Consider the following 20,645-nt stretch of genomic DNA (forward strand, 5'->3'; position numbering starts at 1 on the left):
GGATTCGAAGTGGTCGAAACATTCAGCGGGCCTGTACAAGACTGGGATATGGTCGTGTGGGACTGGCGTAAAACCGGCGGCCGATGAACGAACCCTTTCTTCTGCCGGTAATGTACAAAGGCGATGAGCGGGCGTTCGAAACCAACCTGCAGGTCCTGGGATTTATCCATCGCCTGGCAGTCGACGTCGACGGGGTGACCGTTTTTTTCGAAAGGGACGAGGAGGGCGCCTTCAGGGCAATTATGCCGCCGGAGTCGACGGATAAGCCGCCGGCGATCGATTTGCTCCGGGCGATCGCCGAGACCATCGACGAGCTGTTGGCTTGAGCGGCGGCGCCCGGTATTTAAAGGACCAGGTCGAACCGCTGCTCGCGGAGCGCCTTCCCGAACCCGGTAGACGGTTTCTCCTCGGTGAGGACAAAACCATGCCGCTTGTAGAGCGCGATCGCGGTCTCCTGCTCGTGGGTGGTCCAGAGATAGACGTGATCGTACCCCTTTTCCCGGGCAAAGGCGACCAGGAGGGCCATCAATTTCTTACCAAGACCGAGACCGCGGAAAGCGGGCTCCAGTATAAAATACCTCAATTGAGCGCTGCGGCTTCCCCGATGCATCAGCAACAGGAAGCCGACCATCCGTCCCTGGTGCTCACAGACCCAGACGCGATCGCGATCGGGATCATACTGGTGGTAAAACTCGGCCAGACCCTGGGCGACGTATGCCTCGAAGCTTAGACCGTAGTCGCATTCCAGCTTGTACAAACGGCCGTGGAGATAGGTCAGGTAGCCGATGTCTCCCGGCTGGAGCCCGGTGCGGATGCCGACCTCGGGCGGTTTGCGCGATAGGATGGCGGTGATGCCCTCCATGTGTTCTTTCAGCGCGCTCCAGCGGCCGGGCGATAAGTCTTTCAACAATTCCCTAAGCTGGTTGTCCGAAGCCCGATCGAGCTTATCGAATTCCCGGCGCCCCTTGTCGGTCAGGAAGATATGCATCTTGCGTCCGTCGGCTTCGGAGCGGCGGCGGAGTACGAGCTTCCTGGATACAAATCCCTCCAGGATACGGCTGAGATACCCCTTGTCTATACCCACAAGGTCTACGATGTCCGAGGCCTGAACGCCTTCCCCCCGGCTGATCTCGAATAGGATACGCGCTTCCGGCAGGCTGAAGCCGCTGTCCAGGAGATAGCGGTCGAGCAGGCCCAGGAACCCGGTATAGAAACGGTTGAAGGCGCGTATGTCGGCTATGGTCTTATGATGCATGCAACAAAGATACCTCATATGGTTGACAAAATCAACTATATCCCCAAAGCCTTTACCTGAGCGGATTTGGAGTAGATGATGCGTGGGGAATTTTGTCCACAATAACGGGCTGTCGATGATAAGTGACGCATGCGAAATTAATTTTTCTTCATATGCAGGTGTGGGGGATGCAGAAGGGTACCGACCCCATAAATTTACGGCCAAAAGGAACCGGCATGCCTGATTCCAGGAAGATTTTACTGGTGGACGACGACTTGGATCATTTATCGATTTGTAAGTTGGTATTGACAAACAGGGGGTATGACGTATTGGTTTTATGGAATACGGACGTTCTGCTGGAGGTGGTTAAGGATTTTTTACCCGGCGTGATTTTCATGGACCACCGCATGCCCGCCCGCAATGGGATCGAAGCGACACAGCTCTTGAAATCCAATGAGGCCACCCGTGCCATTCCTGTTGTCTATTTCACCGGCGTCGACGGGGGCGAGGAATTATCCAGGCAGGCCGGCGCCGACGCATTCCTGGCCAAGCCCTTCAACATCGACAGCCTCATCTCCATGGTCAACCGGTTTGTTCCGTAGACAACCGGATCGTCACCGTAAAGCGGTGGTTGCTACTCGACAATTGAATATCCCCCCCGTGTAACCGGATAATCTCGTTGCTCAGCCACAACCCAAGGCCTGCGCCCTTTTGTACCAGGTCGGAGCGATAGAAGGCCACCTGCAGGTTTTCCGTATTTATTTTCTCGGACGTAGTGATGTTGGTGAACCGGACGGCCATTTCAGTTTCCGTCTTTACCACCTTGCAGGTGATGGCCGTGTTGTGTACGCCGTATTTGGCGGCGTTTTCGAGCAAGTTGAGCAGGACGATCCGCATCTTGTCCTGGTCGGCCAGGATGGTGAAGTCGGCGGCCTCTTCGTCAAAACGGATAATGGGTTCCAGGTTCTTCTGCCGTAGCAGGGGGAGCAATTGGTTAAACACCTTTACGACCAGCACCGACATGTCGAAGGGCTGCCGGTAGATGGAAGGCGAGCCCACCCGGAGTTGGCTGACGACGAGGAATTCGTTGACGATTTCCTGGAGCCGGCTGATCTCTTCGAGCTGGTTGCTCAGCAACTGGCGGAGTCCTTCTTCGAGGCCCTGTTTACGCAGCCCCACCTCGAGTTCAGTACGGAGGATGGCCAGCGGCGTTTTTAGCTCGTGTGACGCCGACGCAAAAAAGTTCTGTTGTTGTTGGAGGGATTCGTTGATCCGCCGGATCATGTCGTTGATGGTGACGCTTAGCTCGTGGAGCTCGTCTCCGGCGCCGTTCACGGGGATGGGATCGCGCAGGATGTTGGTGCTGATGTTCCGGGCGGCGTGGATGATGCGCTGCAGCGGCAACAGCAGGATGAGGGCCAGCAGATAGGAAACCAGCCCGGAAATGAGGACGCTGAGGATGCTGCTCACGAACAGCATGCCGAGCAGTACGCGGAGGTTGTGCTGAAGCTGGGTGTCGGTGACCGCCAGCACGAGCTCCGGGGGGGTGTCTTCCGCGCCGGCGGCGCCTCGTACATAGGCCACGCGCATGCCGAGCGTATCCTTGACGCCCGTGGCGTTGGGGGTGGGTATGCGGGATAGGACGCCCGGTGTTTCGAAGACTACCCTGGAATTCCCGTTCGCGCGGTACAGCACGCGGATGAACTGGCTTTTGTCGGGGAGGGGGATGATGGCCGGATCGATCTCCGTCTTGTCCAGCAGGGCCTGCGCCTGCGTCAGCAGATAGCGGTTGCTGTCGGCTATGAGCATGCCGCGGATGCGCTGGTAGCCTATGATGTTGAATAAAAAGCTCAGCAGTATGAAAACGGCGCTGAAGGCCAGCGTTATTTTCAGTTTGATGCCCAACCGCATGCCTAGCATTTGATGACGTCTCCCTTTAAGAGGTATCCCCGCCCGATGACCGTTTGGATCAGCGGCTGGTCCGAATCCTTGTCGATCTTCTTGCGGAGCTGGTACATATGGACCTCCACGATGTTGCTGCCGGGGTCGAAGTTGATGTCCCATATTTTCTCCAGGATCTGAGTCTTGGTGACGACCTGGTTGGGATGACTCAGCAGGAACTCCAGGAGCGCGAATTCCCGGTTCGACAGGTTGACGCGTTTTTCCGACAGGGTGACTTCCCGGCTGCGAAAATTGACCTGCAAGTCCCCGACCGCAATCTGGTCGGTTGGCTGCAGGAAGCTGCTCCGTCGTTGGATGGTCCTGATCCGGGCCAGCATTTCGTCGAAGTTGAAGGGTTTGCGCATATAGTCGATGGCGCCGAGGTCGAGGGCCTGGATGACCTTGTCCGGGTCGCCCAGGGCGCTGAGCACGAGCACGGGCGCCTGGTTGCGGGAGCGCCGCAGGCTGCTGAGTATGTCCAGGCCGCTCATGCTGGGTAGCATGAGGTCCAGGATGATGAGGTCGTATTCTCCCGTCATGGCGGCTTTCAGGCCTTCCGCGCCGTCGGTATAGTGCTCGCAAACGTGTCCCGCCAAGGCCAGTCCGTCACAGAGAAATTGCCCCAGTTTTGATTCGTCTTCGATCAACAATATCTTCATCGGACAAGAAATGTTTTGCTGTCAGCCGTCACGCTCAGTACAACATAGACAGTATCATGGTTGATGTTGACAAATCCGAACTGGTCGTCCCGCCAGACGGCGGAAAGACCCAGTTGCGGACTGTTCTTGAAAAAGGGCCGGAGGTCATCGACCGACCCGGCTTTAAAATGGAACAGCCGCCGCCCACTGCGGAGAGCGACGATATTCCCTTTTGGGTTTAGGACGATATCGGGGTGTTGTATAGTGAAATACTCCGCCCGCCGGTTGGGGGGGATATCCATAGGTGTTGCCCACTGATCCACAGCAATTTCCCTGCCGCTTTGGAGGTTCCGGAGGCTGTGTAGGCGGTGTTCGGCAAACGTCACCCGTACCGAGTCGCCGGGGCCGGCCCCGGCGATGACGGCCGATGCATTGTGGGGGTAGAAGTCGAGCTCCGATACGGCGCCGCCGGGAACCCGGAGCTCGACGGCGTTGATGTCGAGGTGGGCGTTCGCGGTAAACCCTTTTATGACACCTACGGTAGTCCAGGTCTTTTCCGGACCGAGTTGTCCTTTATGCCGGGGCGTGGTGCATCGGATGGACGGGATGGTCACGAGCACCAGGAGCGCTAACCCCAGTATTCCTTTTACCATTGACTAAAGATACGGAATCCGGGTTAGCGGGACTCGTCGGTGGCGTGGCCAGCGGTGTTCGTCAATCGCGGCCGAGATCCGGGTGCTCGTCGATGGCACGTCCGATGCTCGCGCTGAGGTTGCTTTCCTGGCCATTGTCCAGGAAAACCCAGGCGCCGTCCTTTCTGGTCAGGCGGATCGGCGGAAGCAGGGAACCGTCGTTCAGCATTTCCGGGCGGATATCCCGCACCGTGAATATGCCTGGTTCCGTTTGCTCGCACTCGGCCTTTAACGGAAATTTCAGGGCGTGGTCGTTAGCGTCATAGGTGAAAAATAAGGTGTAAGGTGTTTTTCGGTTCATACCCCGCATAAAGCCAGTAGTATGCCAAAACCACTCGCTTTAACATTTAAGAGACCTCATCCTGGAGGAGGATTTTTTTCAATCGTTGATACATGAAGGAAATGACCAGCAACAGTATCCCTAACAGAATAAAGGCGATGATCTTGCCCGCCGGCGGGATGTCGATGATGTCGTAGCAAAAAAGTTTCAACAGCGTCATCCCGAAAAGGAAAAGCGCGATAATGCGCAAGGGCTTGAACCGGTGCGACAGACCGATGGAGATCAGCGTGAAGGCGCAGACACCCCACAGAATGCTGAGACCGGCCTTGCCGTACAGGTCCGCGGTGTGTTCGACCGATGCCGGACCGGTATAGCATATCCAAACGAAAAGGTGCTGTAGCTCGAGGCTGAGCAGGGCTACCAACGCCCCGGAAATGAGCCAGGTCAGACCCGCCAGGAGGGGTTTGAAAACCTCCTGGCGCCGCCGGATGTACCGGATGGTTGCACCCAGCAATACCAGCAGGAGCAGGTCGTCCGCCCAGTTGGCCCAGAAGTGCGCCCGCCCGGCGCCGCTCGTCAGCAGCTGGACTTCCATGGCATAGGCGACGGCCGCGTTCGACAGGTATGCCACAAAGGGTACCACGGGTACGAGCAGGAGCATCGCGGGCTCTGGCTTCAGACGGGGGAGCCAGAGGAACAGGAAGAGGCTGAAGGCGGTAGTATAGAGCGTCAGGTAGAGCAGCTCCACGTTTTTGTCCGCCAGGCGGCCGGTACACTGGATATACAGCTCCAGCGCGCCGCTGACATAGTACAACGACAACGCAGCGACCAGGAGCGCCCTGCGGAACTGCCGGTTGGTGATGCCGCCCAGATAGTAGAGGTCTCCTTCCCTTTGGGCAAGGAACCGCGTCAGGAGCAGACACGAGGCGCAAAAAATGCCCGTGGCATAACCTGGGTTGACAACGACCGCGGGGACATGCACATACACATTCGTCCAGTCCATGAGCAGGCTGACGAGCGCCAGGATCGAGATCAGCACGGAAGCGATCTTTAACAGGCGGATAAAAGACTTCTGGTACAACCAGAAAAGCACCACCGCTTCCGCGGCCCAGAACAGGGTGATGTAGTGCGCCTTCAGCTGGATGGGCGCTACCATCGAGAGGAAGGTGAGGGTAAGGCCGATCAGGAGATAGACGAAATTGCGGTCGATCGTCTTTTGGCGCAGGAAAAGCCAGGTCAGAACCAGGTTGATCACCCCCAGTATCAAGGTAAAAACACCCCGGTCCTGTGCGAACCCCGCCGGCCCGAGCAGATAATATCCCGCCCCGTAGAACGCCAGGTTGACCGTAAGCAGGATGATGAAGTCGAAGGCCAGCAGACGGCTTTTCCTGACGGCGTGATGGATGACGTTCATCACCAGGAACAGGACATAGAACACCGCGCCGTATACGAACGTACCCATCGGCGCCGCCTTCGGGGCGTCGACGATCCAGCCCAGGTATATCAGCTGGGTGAAGAAAAAGGCGAGGAAATTCAGCGAACGCCATTTCTTGTAATAGGCCAGTATGATCAGACCGGTGTCGAGGATACAGAGATAGGTGAACAGGACCTGGTAGTTCGACTGACCGTTGCTGACCAGGAAGGGCGTCACAAAGCCGCCCAGGGTGGCCAGGATGCCCAGCTCAAGCCGGTCGTATCCGATGGACAGGACGATGGCCAGCGCGGTGACCAGGACCATGCCGGCGAAGGCCTGTATCTGGCTGATCAGGTGGTATTGATGAAAGGCAAAGGCGACGGTAAAATAAAACACGCTCAACCCGCCACCCACGAGGACCGAGCTGAACGAGTGGTAACCCTTGCGGACGCGGTGCGCGAGTAACAGCAGGAGGGCGCCGCACACGAAACCGATGGCGACGCGGCCGATTTCGCCGATCCATTCCTGGTCGATGGCGTATTTCACGAAGAAAGCGATGCCCAGGACGAGGATGGCGATGCCGATCTTGTTGAAGAGGTTTTCGCCGATAAAGCGCTCCATGTCGGGGTTGTCGCGGAGCCAGCGGCGGAAGGCGGAGACCTCCGGGGCGTCGTCGGGCGCCGGGGGCGCGGCGGCGGCGGCCGCGTTTTTTTGGGCGGGTGCGTTCGCGGTGATCGGTGGGACGGCGGGCTGTGGTGTGGTGGGGGCTTGGGGCGACGGGCGCGGTGTCGGCGGCTCCGGGGCGGCACGCGGCGCCTCGGGTGCGGAGCGCCATTTTTTGAGGTCTTCCCGGAGGGCGTCGAGCTCGTCCTGGAGGGCGATGATGCGTTTGTTGCCCGAGGTGACGATCACGAGGACCCAGATAAGGAAGACAAGCAGAATCAGCAGCAAGAATTCCATTTGCATAAGATAGTGTTTTTTACATTTATGGTACAATGAACGTCGAAGAACTACGCGAATACTGCCTCGGCAAACCGGGGGCGGTGGAAGAATTCCCTTTTGGGGACCAGGCGATGGTATTCAAGGTCGGGGGGAAAATATTCCTCATCTGCGACCTGGAGCAAAATGACCGGTTCAACGCCAAGTGCGAGCCGGAGCGGGCGATCGAGCTGCGGGAAAGGTACGGCGAGATCATACCGGGTTGGCATATGAACAAAAAGCACTGGAACACGGTGTTTATGACGTTGCCGCGGAAGCTGTTGCACGAGCAGATAGACCATTCCTACGAGCTCGTACGGGACAGCCTGCCCAAAAAGGTGCGCGAGGTGCTGTGAGGGTGCGCGGCGCGTAAGGATCTGGCGGAGCGCGAGGGACTCTGAGGCGGATACTCGAGGTTTTGCAATAACTTGGGGCATGATCCGTTCGATTGCTTTTTTCCTAACGCTCGTATGCGTCAGCACGCTGAGCGCGCAGATCGCACCCGGTAAATCGTGGCCGGATGCGGATGGGAACCATATACAGGCCCACGGCGGCGGTATCCTAAAGGTCGGCGATGTGTATTATTGGTATGGTGAACAACGCAGCCGCGGGCTCGATACCGCCAAACGCTTTGTCAGCTGTTACCGGTCCGGCGACCTGATGCATTGGACCTTTTTGGGCAATGCCCTGACCCTGGACGACCCGGAGCGACTGGGCGCCTACTGGGTGCTGGAAAGACCCAAGGTCTATTACAACGCGCCCACCAAAAAATACGTGATGTATTTCCACCTCGACGACCGGAGCTATAAGCTCGCGCGGGTGGGTATCGCCACGAGCGACCGGCCGGAAGGGCCGTTCGCCTATGTCAAGAGCTTCCGGCCGCTGGGGCATGAAAGCCGGGACATCGGCCAGTTCATCGACGATGACGGAACCGCCTACCTGGTGTTCGAGGACCGGCCGTTCGGATTCCGGATCGCGCGGCTCAACGCCGCCGACTACCTTAGCATAGACAAGGAGATGTGCCTGATCCCGGAGCACATGGAAGGCGGGGCCATCGTACATTATGGCGGACTGTACTACGCCATCGGCTCTGCCCTCACGGGCTGGAACCCCAACCCCAACAAGTACGCCACCGCGACGTCGCTCGAGGGCCCCTGGTCTGCCTTCCACGACATCGCACCGCCCGAATCCCGGACGTATGGCGCGCAATCGACGATGATGCTGAAGGTGGCGGGGAGCCGCGATACGACGGTGGTCTTTATGGGAGACATATGGAAGCCGCGGACGCAATGGGAGTCGGGCTATTTGTGGATGCCGGTGCGGATCGGCGGCGGCCGGCTGTCGGTGCCGGCGCCGAGGCCGTGGAAGATCGATGTCCACACGGGTGACTGGGCATATGCGGAGGATTCGCTGACGCAGATTCCTTCCGGCGTGCGGGTTACGGTGAAGGGAATAACCAACGAAATCCGATTTTATTCGCCCTCGATCGTCCGGGTAGTCAAGTATGAGCGCTGGGCGCCGGCGGCCGGGCTCTCGGTGGTAAAGCGGCCGGATTCGGTGGCGGTGCGGGTTGCCGTGGACGGCGACCGGGTGACGCTCCGGTCGGACTCGTTGATGGTGATGATGGATTTGCGCACGGGCAGGGTTTCGTTCAGGAGCGCCACGGTAGAGCTGTTGACAGAGAAGGAGTGGGGGACGCAGTTCTCGCCAAACCCCGACGGTTCGCAGCTGGTCCGCCAGGCGTTCCTGCTCGACCGGAACGAACCGATCTACGGCCTGGGGCAGCAACAGAACGGCCGTCTCGATCAACGGGGCACGCGGGTGCGGTTAGCGCAGGAGAACATGAAGATATGCCTGCCGTTCTTTCAGTCTATAAAAGGATACGGACTTTTCTGGGACAATGAGTCCGCTACCGAATTCACCGATAATCGGCAGGAAACGGCTTTCGAGTCTTCTGTCGCGGAAGGGGCCGACTACTATTTCATGTATGGGGGGAGCGCCGACGGCGTGGTTCGCCAGCTGCGCGACCTGACCGGGCAGTCGCCCTTGTTCCCGCTTTGGGCTTTTGGTTTCCTGCAGTCGAGGGAACGCTACAAGACGCAGTTCGAGCTGACGGATGTGGTGAGGCGGTACCGGGATCTGAAAGTGCCGCTCGACGGCATCATACAGGACTGGCAATATTGGGGGACCGACTCCAATTGGAACGCGATGCGTTTCGACCCCGTTCGTTTTCCCCGGCCAAAAGCTATGGTCGATACGGTCCACGATCTCCACGCGCATCTCTTTGTCGTGGCCTGGCCGGGATTCGGACCGCTGACGCCGCAATACGCGGAATTCAAGTCGAAGCATATGCTCCTCGACTTCGATGTTTATCCGTCGAATACCGGCGTCCGCCCCTACGACGTCTATAACCCGCAGGCAAGGGATATATACTGGCGGTACCTGGACTCGGGGGTGTTTTCCCTGGGTGTAGACGCCTGGTGGCTGGACTCTTCGGAGCCGGATCATACCAACGTGAGTGAAAAGGACTTCGACCTGCACACCAACCTGGGGACCTACCGGAGCGTGCAGAATGCCTTCCCGCTGGCGCATATCTCGGGAGTATACGATCATCAGCGGGCGACGACGTCCGCAAAACGTGTGGTGATCCTGACGCGATCGGCGTTCATGGGTCAGCAACGCTACGGCTCCTGCAACTGGAGCGGGGATGTGGTCTCCGACTGGAAGGTCCTCCGGACGCAAATCCCCGCCGGGCTCAACCTGTCGCTGAGCGGCATCCCGTATTGGAACACGGATATCGGCGGCTTCTTTGCAAACGCGTTCGTCGCCGGCGGGGGCGCGCATAACCCCGCGTTCCAGGAGCTCTATACGCGGTGGCTGCAGTTTGCCACGTTTACGCCGATGATGCGGTCGCATGGCACCGCCATACCCCGTGAAATCTACCAGTTCGGCGCGCCGGGTGACAGCATATACGACATCCAAAAGCGGTTCATCGAACTGCGGTATTCCTTGCTGCCGTACCTCTACAGCACGGCCTGGCGGGTGACCTCCGCGGGCGGTTCGTTCATGCGGGCCCTGTACATGGACTTTCCGTCGGACACGCTGGTGTACGATATCGACAACGAGTATATGTTCGGGCATTCGCTGCTGGTTTGCCCGGTAACCGACAAGGGCGCCGCCGTGCAGCCGGTCTACCTGCCCGCCGGTGCGGATTGGGTGGATTTCTGGACCGGCATCGTGGTTCGAGGCGGGACGACGGTTATGCGCGCGACACCGCTCGGGATCATCCCGCTGTATGTTCGGGCCGGGACCATCCTGCCGTGGGGGCCCGCGGTGCAATATGCTTCCGAACGCAAATGGGATGACTTGGGCGTGAGGGTGTACCCCGGCGCGGACGCCTCGTTTACCCTGTACGAGGATGAAGGAGATTCCTATGACTATGAACAGGGGAAGTATTCGACGATCGATTTTACGTGGGATGAACGGTCAAGGACGCTCACGGTGTCCGATCGTCGCGGTGCTTTCCCGGGGATGCCCGCCAGTCGCCGATTTACCGTGACGGTCGGTTCGACGATGCGCGTGATTTCGTATAAAGGCAAAAAAATATCCATTCGCTTATGAAATCGTTTTTGATCGCGCTCTGCTGCGTTTCCTGCGGTGCGGCGGCTGCGCAGGCGCCCTTGATAACGGATATTCCGTCCCGGCGAACGGTGGGCCTGGACGGGCGGTGGCAGTACATCGTCGACCCTTACGGGACGGGTTTCTATGACTACCGGTACCAGGAAATGAGACGCGGTGACCGGAATGCTTATTGGAATCCGGACGTCCCGTTGAACAAAACCGACAAGGTGGAATACGGGTATGCTGACAAGTACACCCTGATGGTGCCGGGCGACTGGAACCACCAGGACCCGAAATTCCTGTACTACGAGGGTACGGTCTGGTATAAGAAGTCGTTCGATTTTCACAAAGCCGTTTCGGGAGACCGGATCTTTTTATATTTCGGCGCCGTCAACTACCGGGCGGACGTATACCTGAACGGGGTGAAGCTGGGGATGCATATAGGCGGATTCACGCCGTTCGATTTTGAAGTGCCGGATTCGCTCCTGAGACCGACCGGGAATTTTCTGGTGGTCAAGGTCGACAATAAACGATACGCGGACGAGGTCCCCACGTTGAATACGGATTGGTGGAACTATGGCGGGATCACCCGGGACGTCCGCCTGGTGGAAGTTCCGCCGGTATTCGTGCGGGACTTCGATCTTCACCTGGCGGGCTCCGATATCGTTGGGTGCGTGCGGGCGCCGGGCGCGGCTTCCGTGACGGTGTCCATTCCGGAGCTGCATGTCCGGCAGACATTCCCCGGCGATAGTGCGCTTGTGCGTCTTTCCGCCCCGGGTCTTCAGCTATGGTCCCCCGCATCTCCGAGGCTGTATCGCGTAGTCGTTCGGGCTGGCGCGGACAGCGTGACCGACAAGATCGGTTTCCGTACGATCGTGGCGGATGGGCGCCGGCTGCTTCTCAACGGCAAACCTATTTTCCTGAAAGGCATTTGCATTCACGGCGAAATGGCTTCCGGACCGCGCCGGGCCTTCTCCCGGGCGGACGCCGCGCACTTGCTGGGGCTGGCCAGGGAGCTCGGCTGTAATATGGTCCGGCTGGCGCACTACCCGCACGACGAAACCATGACGCGCATGGCGGACTCGCTGGGTATCCTGGTCTGGTCGGAGATACCGGTGTACTGGACCATCGACTTCGGCAACCCGGCGGTCTATGACAAAGCGGAGGCCCAACTGCGCGAGATGATTACCCGGGATCACGACCGCGCCAGCGTCATCGTCTGGTCCGTGGGGAACGAAACACCCGTCAGCCCCGTCCGCACCGATTTTATGCGGCGGCTGATCGCCACCGCCCACCGGATGGACTCATCCCGGCTGGTATCGGCGGCCCTCGAGGTGAACTACTCTTCCGGCGCCAAAGAGCACGTGGTTGACGACCCGCTGGGGCAATACGTGGACCTGGTCGCGTTTAACGAATACCTGGGCTGGTACGGGGGCCTACCCTCCGCCTGCGCCACCGCGCGCTGGCGGACGATCTATGACAAGCCGCTGTTCATCAGCGAAACCGGGGCCGAGGCCCTGGGCGGCTACCACGCCGATTCGCTCACCCGCTGGAGCGAAGAGTACCAGGCCTGGTACTATCGGGAGCAGGTAGCGATGCTGCGCCACATGCCGGACAATTTCACGGGTATTTCGCCGTGGGTCCTGGTCGACTTCAGAAGCCCGAAACGCAATAACCCGCTCTACCAGGACGGGTGGAACAACAAAGGGCTGGTTTCCCACGCGGGACAGAAAAAGAAGGCATTTTGGATATTAAAAAAGTACTACTCGGAAATTCCTTAATTTCCGTATGAATGAAACCGCTGACCTTACTGCTTATCCTCACCCTGCCATTGTTCTGCCGCGCCCAATCGTGTCAGGGTGGCCTCGGCGACCCGATTGTCCAATACACCTTCGGGTCGGGGACCGCTACCTACGGTCCCGCTTTGACCGCCGGGATCACCAACCTTACCTATCAGCAGAGCCTATGCCCGCAGCAGTCCGGTACGAACCCAGCTGACGGAGGGTATGCGATCGTCCATCAATCCGGTTCGAATTGTTATCCCGGCGATTGGCTGGTTAACGTCCCGGACCATACGGGAGATCTCAACGGCTATTACATGCTGATCAATGCCTCCACCAACCCCAATCAATTCTATAACCAAACGGTGAGCGGACTTTGCGCCAACACGACCTACCAGTTCGCCGCATGGGTAGTCAATATGGCCTCTCACGCCGGCGAGCTCGACCCCAACATCACCTTCACTATAGAACAAACCGATGGAACGGCTATCGCCACCGGAAGCACGGGCGATATTGGCTTTGCGAACCCCGCGCAGTGGAAACAGTACGCGTTTTATTTCACCACTCCGCCAGGGGTGACGTCCGTTGTTTTGAAAATGATCAATACCGGGCCAGGGGGCTATGGGAACGACCTCGGTCTCGACGATATCACTTTCCGCACATCGGGGCCTACGGTGAAGATCAGCATGGCCGGGCACGGAGCCGACAGCGCGATGTTCTGTACCGATCCTGCCAACGTTTTGCAGATGACCGGGATCGTAGGCGGGTGCTATGCTTCCACCGCCTATCAATGGCAACAAAGCGCCGATCGGGGCGCCACCTGGCAAAACGTGCCGGGTGCGACGGCATTGACGTATAACACTACGCCCACCGCGGTAGGCAGTTATTGGTACCGGCTTGCTACAGCGGAAGCGGGCAATATTTCCAACGCAGCCTGTTTCGTTGCCTCAGCACCGGACTCCGCCGTCGTGTTACCTGTGGAAACTCCGGCCGTGAGCATCGATATGTCCCCGAACCCGCTCTGCGCGGATTCCGTAGCAACCTTTACCGCGTCGGGCAGCGGCACGGAAACGATACCGGCTTATGCCTGGACGGTCAATGGAGCGCCCGTGGGGACGGGTCAGGTGTTCAGTGGCGCGCTGGCGCAGGGAGACCAGGTCCAATGTATGATGACCAGCAGTTACGTGTGTGTCACGACGCCGACCGCGCAGAGCAATACCGTATCGGTGCAGACGATCCCGGATATCGCGGCGTCGGTTTCCGCCGCCGCGTTACCTGCCGTGGTCTGTGAAGGCTCGCCGGTGGAATTTACCGCGACCCCCGCGAATGGAGGCGCCGCGCCGGTTTTTGCCTGGACGGTCGACGGCCGGCCGGCGGGAAGCGATGCCCCAACATTCACGACGGCTGCCTTACACGGCGGGGATGTCGTCGGCGTCACCATGACCAGCAGCCTGCGGTGTACGATGCCGGCCAGCTCCGGCGCCGTACCGCTCACGGTATACGATACACCGATGATACGGCTGACAGCCGATACGGTGATCGGCAAGGGCGGGTCCGCCTTGTTGCACCCGGTCGTTACCGGTGACTATACCTCCTTTACCTGGGAGCCGGTCGCGTATCTTGGCGAACCCAACCAGTTGCAGACCGTGGCGTCACCGGTGTATACGACGACGTATACCCTTACAATGGTCAACGGACCCGGCTGCGCCTCCTCGGCCCCGGAAAAGGTAGAGGTATTTTATGGCTTCGTCATGCCCGACGCCTTTACGCCCAATGGGGACGGGCACAACGACGTCTATCGGATACCGTTGCCCCTAAGCATAGAGCGGTTTTCGATCTATGACCGATGGGGGAAGGTCATATTCCAAACAAACGATAGTAATGTGGGTTGGGATGGGACCTGCCAGGGTAAACTCCAGCCGATCGGCACCTATGTATGGATGGTCGTCTATGATGATCCGTTGGTCAAGAAGTGGGTGCAGCGGAAGGGGTTTGTGGCCCTGATCCGTTAGCTTTGGGCAAAAGACGGATATGATCAGGAGTTCGGCCTTTCTGTTGCTGTGTTGTATCGCGCTGGGGGCTGGCGCGCAAAAGCGGCCCGTGGATTATGTCAACCCCTTGTTGGGAACGGCAACCCTTTGGGACAGCGCCGACATCGGGTTTAAACCGACGCATCGAACCTGGGGCGCGGAGGTGTTCCCGGGCGCTTCGGTCCCCAACGCGATGGTGCAGCTGACACCGGTAACGCAGTTTCACAGCGGGTCGGGTTACCAGTACGAGGATACGGTGATCTATGGTTTTGCCCACACCAGCAAAGGGCACTGGAACCTGGGGTATGTGCCGCTGCTGCCCGTCACCGGCGGCTTTTCGGGTAACGACTACCGGTCGGGGTATACGCACGACCGGGAAAGCGCGCACCCGGGTTACTACCAGGTGTATCTTACGCGGTATGGCATCAACGCGGAGCTGACGTCCACGTTACGGTGCGCTTTCCATAGGTATACATTCCCTTCGGGAGCCCCGGAATCGGTCGTAGCCGATTTGTCGATGTCCAACGAGAGGGTTCGCCGGTGGGACATTTCACGAGTGGACGCGCACGTGTTTGCCGGGTTCCAGGAGGCGTCCGAAAAGATATATTTCTATGCGGTCGCCAACCATGCCCTTTCCGGTATCGACTCCACCGCCGCCAGCAACCGGCCGGTGCCGGTCGTGCATTTTGTATCGGCGCCGGGGCCGTTGGAGCTCCGGATCGGCTTTTCGTTCGTCAGCGTAGAGAATGCCCGTCAGAACCTGGAAAGGGAAATGGCCGGTAAATCCTTTGCCCAGGTCCGGCTCGACGCGGATCAAACGTGGGAGGATTTGTTGTCGAAGGTCCAGGTAACCGGCGGGACCGAACGGTCGAAAAGTATTTTCTATTCCTGTCTGTACCGGTCGTTCCTGTGGCCCGCGCTGAGGAGTGACGTCAATGGGGATTTTACGGATAAGGCGGGGAAGGTAGTCAACAAGGGGTTCAACTATTATACCGAGCCGTCCCTATGGGACGACTACCGGAACAAGGATGTGCTGCTGGGGTTGTTGACCCCGGACGTGGCCCGGGATGTCATCCGCTCGTTGATCGACAAAGGTGAGAAGACGGGGTTCATGCCGACGTTTTTCCATGGAGATCACGCCGCCCCGTTTATCGCGGGGAGCTACCTGCGGGGGATCAGGGGGTATGACGTGCAAAGCGCATATCACCTGCTCTTACGCAACGCCACGGTCGAGGGCGGCACGCGTCCCTATATACAGGAATACATAGACAAGGGGTATGTTTCCACACCCGTGGTCGAGCACCCGGTCATCGAAACCGTCGCCAAAGCGGGCACGACAAAGACGCTGGAGTACGCCTATGACGACTACGCCGTCGCTCTGCTGGCAAAGGCCCTGGGCGATACCGCGAACTACCGGATGCTGATGGGCCGGACTGGCAATTTCAAAAACGTATTCGACCCGGTAACCCGGTTTATGCGGGGGCGTTTGGCCAACGGGGAATGGGTAACGCCGTTCGACCCGGAATTCCCCTATTATGAATATATGTACCGGGAAGCCAATGCCTGGCAGTCGTCTTTCTTCGCGCCCCAGGACCCGGTCGGTCTTGCGAATCTATACGGTGGTCCCCGCGGCCTGGAAAAAAAGCTGGATTCGCTCTTTACGATCCCCTGGGATGGGGTGGAGGCGTACAATATCTCCGGGTTTATCGGCCAGTACTGCCAGGGGAACCAACCCGACCACAGCACGCCGTTCATGTATTACTACGCCAACCGGCAGGACAAAGCCCAGACGATCCTGGACAGCATCCTCCACCATTTTTACGGAATGGGTAAGTACGGTCTGGCATACGCCGGTATGGACGATGCCGGTGAAATGTCGTCCTGGTATGTCTTCAACGCGATGGGTTTCTACCCGTTTTCGCCGGCGGACCCGGCCTATATCGTGTCGGTGCCGATGTTCGACAAGGTCGTGATCCATGCGGGTTCGATCTTTACGGTCACGCGGTCGGGGAACGGACGGCGGATAACCTCGATCGATGTTGATGGGCGTCGTGTTAGCGGGTACTTTGTACAGGATTCGGTGTTGAGGAAAGGGGGGACGCTTATGGTTCATACGTCACAATAAATACCAGAAAATCGGGATTGACATTGGGGAGGGGTCATGGTAATTTGGATGTCTAATCAAATTGCATTACCGATGAGACATTCCGAATGTAATACGGCCCTGCACTTCCTGGATGACAACGATCCCCGGGCGTATTCGATCCGTTTGCCCGAACGGGCCAATGTGGATGTGGTCAATTTTATCCGGAAGGATTTCGACGAGCTGCGTCCCGCGTTCGCGTCGAATATTTTCTTTACCGATCCTTCGCTGCAGCGGGTATTCGAAAAAGGGGACTGGTGGGAAAAGATTGGCGCCCCACCCGGCACGGGCAAGGTCAGCGGCACCTGGGTCGCCCCGATTGGCGGTGGTTGCATGCAAACCTCATTTTTCGACCTGGCCTATATAAGGACGCCCTCCGGGTTATTTGGTTACCGGGGTACGCTCATCATACTGATGTCCGAACCCGGGGTGGCGCATCCCGAGCTATGCGTTTTTTTCCACCATGGAAAGCGGACCATTGTGACGAGGTCCAGTTTCGTATTGATGCCGTTTAGCCTTACGGACGCGGTTATCGCGTTGATACAGCTGGCGCATTATGTGAGGCATATGCCGGCGAAGGAAGAGACTCGCGTGCGGGACGGGGCTTGAGGGGTATCGACGAGGCGGTTATTGCGGCGGTCAATACATATTGGCTAGTCTCGCCTGACAAACCATTGCCCGGCGGCCTCTTTAAGGCCATTTGTTTCCTGGTCGTCGCCGGTGGCCCAGGCGATGATCCCGTCCGGGCGTATGAGTGTGGCGCCCAAGCCCAGCTGATCTTTAGCGCGGCATGAAACATACCTTATCTGGCCGCCGTACTCACCGGCCAGGGCCTTGAGCGGGTTGTTCGCGCCGAAATCAAGCAGGATACCCAGGCCGTCGTGCATATGTTCCCCTATCCTCGTGCCATCTTCGAGCTCGAAATCGGGGACGCTACGCCCCTCCAGCGGATGGCCGCCACCGAGGTCGTAATGTGTGAAAATACCCCACACCCTTCCGGCAAAATAGGTGGCGCCGTCGCGCGTGTTCATGAGGTCCCTGACGATGGCGTTCAATGCGCGGGCATCCGGGTCCGGTCTCATGATGGCGACCTGGGCGCGCGACCAGTCCAGCACCTGGACGCCAATGGGGTACCTTTCGGTATAGTAGCTGTCCAATAGACTTTCCGGCGCATGGCCCTGGATGGCTGCGGCGAGCTTCCAGCCAAGGTTCATGGCGTCGCCCAGCCCAAGGTTCAGCCCCTGGCCTCCCAGGGGCGCATGGATATGCGCGGCGTCGCCGGCTAGGAGCACCCGGCCGTTGCGATAAGCGGTAGCCTGCCGCGCCCGGTCGGTCCAGGTGGTCGCGATATGCAAAGTGTTAATGGTAACGTCCGTTTCCGAGACGCGGCGTAGGACCGCTTGCAGGTGCTCTAGCGTGATCGGTTGTCCTGCATCATGAAATTCACCATTGTCGAAGTCCTGGATGATGATGTAGCCTGGTTGGGACTGCATGTACATGCCTGATGAGGTCACGACACGGCCGGGCTTGAGCTTCTCCGGGTCGAGGATATCGGCCTGGACGGTATAACCGGTGAATTCCGGCTCGGTGCCGGCGAATTCGAAACCGCCGGACTTGCGGACGATGCTGCGGCTGCCGTCGCAACCAACGAGCCACATGGATTGTAAGGTCTGATCCCCTGCCCGTACTGTTACGCCATTGGCGGCCTGGTCAAAGCCCGTGATGGGACAGCCACGCCGGATTTCCACGCCAAGGGCTTCCGCCCTGCGGGTGAATATGGTTTCAAGCTCCGCCATTTCGGAGATCAGGCTGGGAGCTGTCGGGCCCGGCAGGCGATACGTCCATCCCGAGGTATCGATGTCCCCTTCATGGAACGGTATGCCCGCGAAGTGCCCCACCTGGCGGCGGGGTCCCTGTTTGGCATTTTGGTGGGGGTTCTTAAGGCGTTTGTGTATTTGGAGCTCGTCTAGCATTCCCCGACGGTAAAGCGCCTCGATGGTAGGCGCGGAAAGCCCGCGAATCCCGAACGGGAGTTGTTTGAGGGGCGAGCGCGGGTCCTCCGATTTTTCGAGAATAAGGACGGAACAGTTGGCCAGGGCCAATTCACAGGCGAGGAACAGCCCCACGGGGCCTGCGCCGGAAATAATGACATCTTTCATAGGGCACAAAGTTCCGGGATACCGCTGTCCTAGGCTTGTACAAACGCGACAAAATCGTCATGCCTGTCCCGCTTTGATTTCCGCGCGAATGCCCCGGGCGTAGCGCCGCTAAACCGCTTGAATTCCCTGCTCAGGTGGGACTGATCCGTATACCCCAGCTCCTGCGCCAGGCCAGCCAGGTTAGTGTCCGGATGGTTCCATAGATGATTGCGCACTTGCTCAAAGCGCATCAAGCTATTTACGTCTTTAACGGTATGGCCCGAAGCCTGTTTGAAATTCCTTTCCAGGGTGCGCACCGTCGCGTAGGCCGCCGACGCTACCTGGCTTACGGGCAGGGCGCCATTGGCTTTCCTCATAGCGGCGCCTGCCTTGAACAGCATACTGTCGATCGCGACGTGCGACCGCAAGTCTTCGAAGTATCTTATTACCTGGTCCAGCGCCTCCTTTATCTTGCCGGCTTCGACGCATTCATTCAGGGTCGGTTGCAATGCGGCGATCGGATGCTCAAAGGCGCGTACGCCGTCTTTGCCCGATGGCAGCCCGAGCAGGTCGAATACCGTCCAGGGAAAACACCGGATGCCGATGACCTCAAAGCGATCTTTCGTGTGGAAAACGACAGGCTGGTTGAGCAGTCCCATCATGAAGGGGGACGGCAGCGGATGCAATGCTTCTTTGCTTTCGATGCTACAACCGTTTCCAAAATGGAAGATGATCTCGGCATAGCCATCGGGGAGCACCTCGAAACGTGTTTCATTGTCCCTCGTATTTTGCCAGAAGCATTTTATGGTGTCTTTCAGACCCTCGGGAGGGGGGAATTCCTGGTGGCGCATCGCGTCATATCTTTGTTTTCAATTCTTCCACCGTCTTCTTGTCGCTGCCGATGAAAACCTTTCCACCCGCCACCACCACCGGCCTCTTCAAAAATGTATACTCCTTCAGTATCAGATCCCGGTAGTCGTTTTCGGTGAGCGCTTTGTCCTTCAGTCCCCATTCCTTGTATTTCAAGGCGCGCCGGCTGAAGAGGGCTTCGTAGGAACCCGCTTTTTCCTTGAGCTCGTCCAGCTGCGCGGCGGTTATATTCTCCGTTTTGATGTCTTGCAGGTCGAAGCCCCTGGCCGGGGCGTCTATTTCTGTTAGGATTCTCTGGCAGGTGGTGCAGGTGGAGAGGTGGTAGATTTTGGGCATAGCGGGAGTATTCTACACGAAGATACTTCGGGATAAGACAAGGGGCATGCTTTGTTGCCCGACCTGGATTACCTCCGGCGCGGCGCGGCTGCGGTGATCCATCGACGCATTTGCATTACCCAAATCCAGCCCGCAGGCAGATGAAGCCCCTGCGGGGCTTTTTTATGCTCGTACGGCCCCGTCCGAGCAAGCTCGGCCGTTTCCGCCCGTGCATAAAAAAACCAGCCGCATTCGCGGCTGGTTTCATCTGCCTGCTACCAGGCTTTGTTGCCCGACCTGGATTCGAACCAGCATTGTAGGTCAAACGTTTATGAAGAGACTGTAAAACAAACCGTAAAACACCGAGGTGACCTTTCGGTCACTTCTTTAGCCCGAAATTTTAATGTAACTTGCAGCTAATGTATACGTTGGAAACTATCCTGGAAAAGCTCAGGGCGTTTAAGCCCGAGTTGCAGCGGAAATATCCAATTTCCAGCCTGGGTGTTTTTGGCTCGTATGCGCGCGGTGAGGCGACGGAAAAAAGCGACGTTGACGTCGCTGTAGAGTTCA

18 protein-coding genes are annotated in these 20,645 nt (G+C 58.4%); 9 read left to right on the forward strand and 9 right to left on the reverse strand.

Features of this window, described 5'->3' with window-relative positions; translation table 11 throughout:
* Nucleotides 1-83 precede the first annotated feature (83 nt).
* Nucleotides 84-326 (forward strand): hypothetical protein, encoded by a 243-nt coding sequence (locus tag VL547_RS16595; RefSeq protein ID WP_325579868.1) that lies wholly within the window; start codon nucleotides 84-86, stop codon nucleotides 324-326.
* 17 nt (nucleotides 327-343) lie between these two features.
* Here the strand turns inward: VL547_RS16595 and VL547_RS16600 are convergent, their stop codons facing one another.
* The gene (locus tag VL547_RS16600) at nucleotides 344-1,255 is read right to left on the reverse strand and encodes a helix-turn-helix domain-containing GNAT family N-acetyltransferase (protein WP_325579870.1); all 912 of its coding nucleotides are present in this window, start codon (nucleotides 1,253-1,255) and stop codon (nucleotides 344-346) included.
* A 215-nt stretch (nucleotides 1,256-1,470) separates the two neighbouring features.
* Here VL547_RS16600 and VL547_RS16605 point away from each other — a divergent pair, with 215 nt between their 5' ends.
* Nucleotides 1,471-1,836 carry a response regulator gene (locus VL547_RS16605; RefSeq protein WP_325579872.1) on the forward strand — a complete coding sequence of 122 codons (366 nt, stop codon included), beginning with the start codon at nucleotides 1,471-1,473 and terminating at the stop codon, nucleotides 1,834-1,836.
* Here the strand turns inward: VL547_RS16605 and VL547_RS16610 are convergent.
* From VL547_RS16610 to VL547_RS16630, 5 genes are all read right to left on the reverse strand, one after another.
* Nucleotides 1,817-3,145, reverse strand: coding sequence for a sensor histidine kinase (locus VL547_RS16610; RefSeq protein ID WP_325579874.1), 1,329 nt, complete (start codon nucleotides 3,143-3,145; stop codon nucleotides 1,817-1,819). The two genes, VL547_RS16605 and VL547_RS16610, sit on opposite strands and share 20 nt — an antisense overlap.
* A gap of 2 nt (nucleotides 3,146-3,147) precedes the next feature.
* Nucleotides 3,148-3,834, reverse strand: a complete 687-nt coding sequence (locus tag VL547_RS16615) for a response regulator transcription factor (protein WP_325579876.1) — start codon at nucleotides 3,832-3,834, stop codon at nucleotides 3,148-3,150.
* A complete protein-coding gene (locus tag VL547_RS16620; protein WP_325579878.1) occupies nucleotides 3,831-4,466 on the reverse strand; it encodes a hypothetical protein in 636 nt (211 codons plus the stop codon). Before VL547_RS16620 ends, VL547_RS16615 begins: the two co-directional genes overlap by 4 nt.
* Nucleotides 4,467-4,527: 61 nt before the next feature.
* On the reverse strand, nucleotides 4,528-4,806 hold the full coding sequence (locus VL547_RS16625; protein ID WP_325579880.1) for a hypothetical protein: 279 nt from the start codon (nucleotides 4,804-4,806) through the stop codon (nucleotides 4,528-4,530).
* Nucleotides 4,807-4,852: 46 nt separating this feature from the next.
* Nucleotides 4,853-7,159: a DUF2339 domain-containing protein gene (locus tag VL547_RS16630; protein WP_325579882.1), complete on the reverse strand. Its 2,307-nt coding sequence runs from the start codon at nucleotides 7,157-7,159 to the stop codon at nucleotides 4,853-4,855.
* Nucleotides 7,160-7,194: 35 nt separating this feature from the next.
* Here VL547_RS16630 and VL547_RS16635 point away from each other — a divergent pair, with 35 nt between their 5' ends.
* From VL547_RS16635 to VL547_RS16660, 6 genes are all read left to right on the forward strand, one after another.
* On the forward strand, nucleotides 7,195-7,533 hold the full coding sequence (locus tag VL547_RS16635) for an MmcQ/YjbR family DNA-binding protein (protein WP_325579884.1): 339 nt from the start codon (nucleotides 7,195-7,197) through the stop codon (nucleotides 7,531-7,533).
* 79 nt (nucleotides 7,534-7,612) lie between these two features.
* Nucleotides 7,613-10,798 carry a TIM-barrel domain-containing protein gene (locus VL547_RS16640; protein WP_325579886.1) on the forward strand — a complete coding sequence of 1,062 codons (3,186 nt, stop codon included), beginning with the start codon at nucleotides 7,613-7,615 and terminating at the stop codon, nucleotides 10,796-10,798.
* A complete protein-coding gene (locus VL547_RS16645) occupies nucleotides 10,795-12,579 on the forward strand; it encodes a glycoside hydrolase family 2 protein (protein ID WP_325579888.1) in 1,785 nt (594 codons plus the stop codon). The genes VL547_RS16640 and VL547_RS16645 overlap by 4 nt, the downstream gene beginning before the upstream one ends.
* An 11-nt stretch (nucleotides 12,580-12,590) precedes the next feature.
* On the forward strand, nucleotides 12,591-14,591 hold the full coding sequence (locus tag VL547_RS16650) for a T9SS type B sorting domain-containing protein (protein ID WP_325579890.1): 2,001 nt from the start codon (nucleotides 12,591-12,593) through the stop codon (nucleotides 14,589-14,591).
* Nucleotides 14,592-14,610: 19 nt separating this feature from the next.
* Nucleotides 14,611-16,734 carry a GH92 family glycosyl hydrolase gene (locus tag VL547_RS16655; RefSeq protein WP_325579892.1) on the forward strand — a complete coding sequence of 708 codons (2,124 nt, stop codon included), beginning with the start codon at nucleotides 14,611-14,613 and terminating at the stop codon, nucleotides 16,732-16,734.
* A gap of 72 nt (nucleotides 16,735-16,806) precedes the next feature.
* Nucleotides 16,807-17,361 carry a hypothetical protein gene (locus VL547_RS16660; protein ID WP_325579894.1) on the forward strand — a complete coding sequence of 185 codons (555 nt, stop codon included), beginning with the start codon at nucleotides 16,807-16,809 and terminating at the stop codon, nucleotides 17,359-17,361.
* A gap of 44 nt (nucleotides 17,362-17,405) precedes the next feature.
* Here the strand turns inward: VL547_RS16660 and VL547_RS16665 are convergent, their stop codons facing one another.
* Genes VL547_RS16665 through VL547_RS16675 form a run of 3 tightly spaced genes read right to left on the reverse strand, consistent with a single transcriptional unit; the run spans nucleotide 17,406 to nucleotide 20,096 of the window.
* Complete coding sequence (locus tag VL547_RS16665; RefSeq protein WP_325579896.1) at nucleotides 17,406-18,911, reverse strand: FAD-dependent monooxygenase; 1,506 nt, start codon at nucleotides 18,909-18,911, stop codon at nucleotides 17,406-17,408.
* A 29-nt stretch (nucleotides 18,912-18,940) separates the two neighbouring features.
* A complete protein-coding gene (locus VL547_RS16670; RefSeq protein ID WP_325579898.1) occupies nucleotides 18,941-19,741 on the reverse strand; it encodes a helix-turn-helix domain-containing protein in 801 nt (266 codons plus the stop codon).
* A gap of 4 nt (nucleotides 19,742-19,745) precedes the next feature.
* A complete protein-coding gene (locus tag VL547_RS16675; protein WP_325579900.1) occupies nucleotides 19,746-20,096 on the reverse strand; it encodes an arsenate reductase family protein in 351 nt (116 codons plus the stop codon).
* A 398-nt stretch (nucleotides 20,097-20,494) separates the two neighbouring features.
* On the opposite strand from VL547_RS16675, the gene VL547_RS24145 reads away from it, so the two are divergent.
* Nucleotides 20,495-20,645 (forward strand): nucleotidyltransferase family protein (locus VL547_RS24145; protein ID WP_414648341.1); only part of this gene is annotated, 151 nt, incomplete at its 3' end.

Source organism: Dinghuibacter sp. (genome assembly GCF_035492835.1).
GTDB lineage: Bacteria > Bacteroidota > Bacteroidia > Chitinophagales > Chitinophagaceae > Dinghuibacter.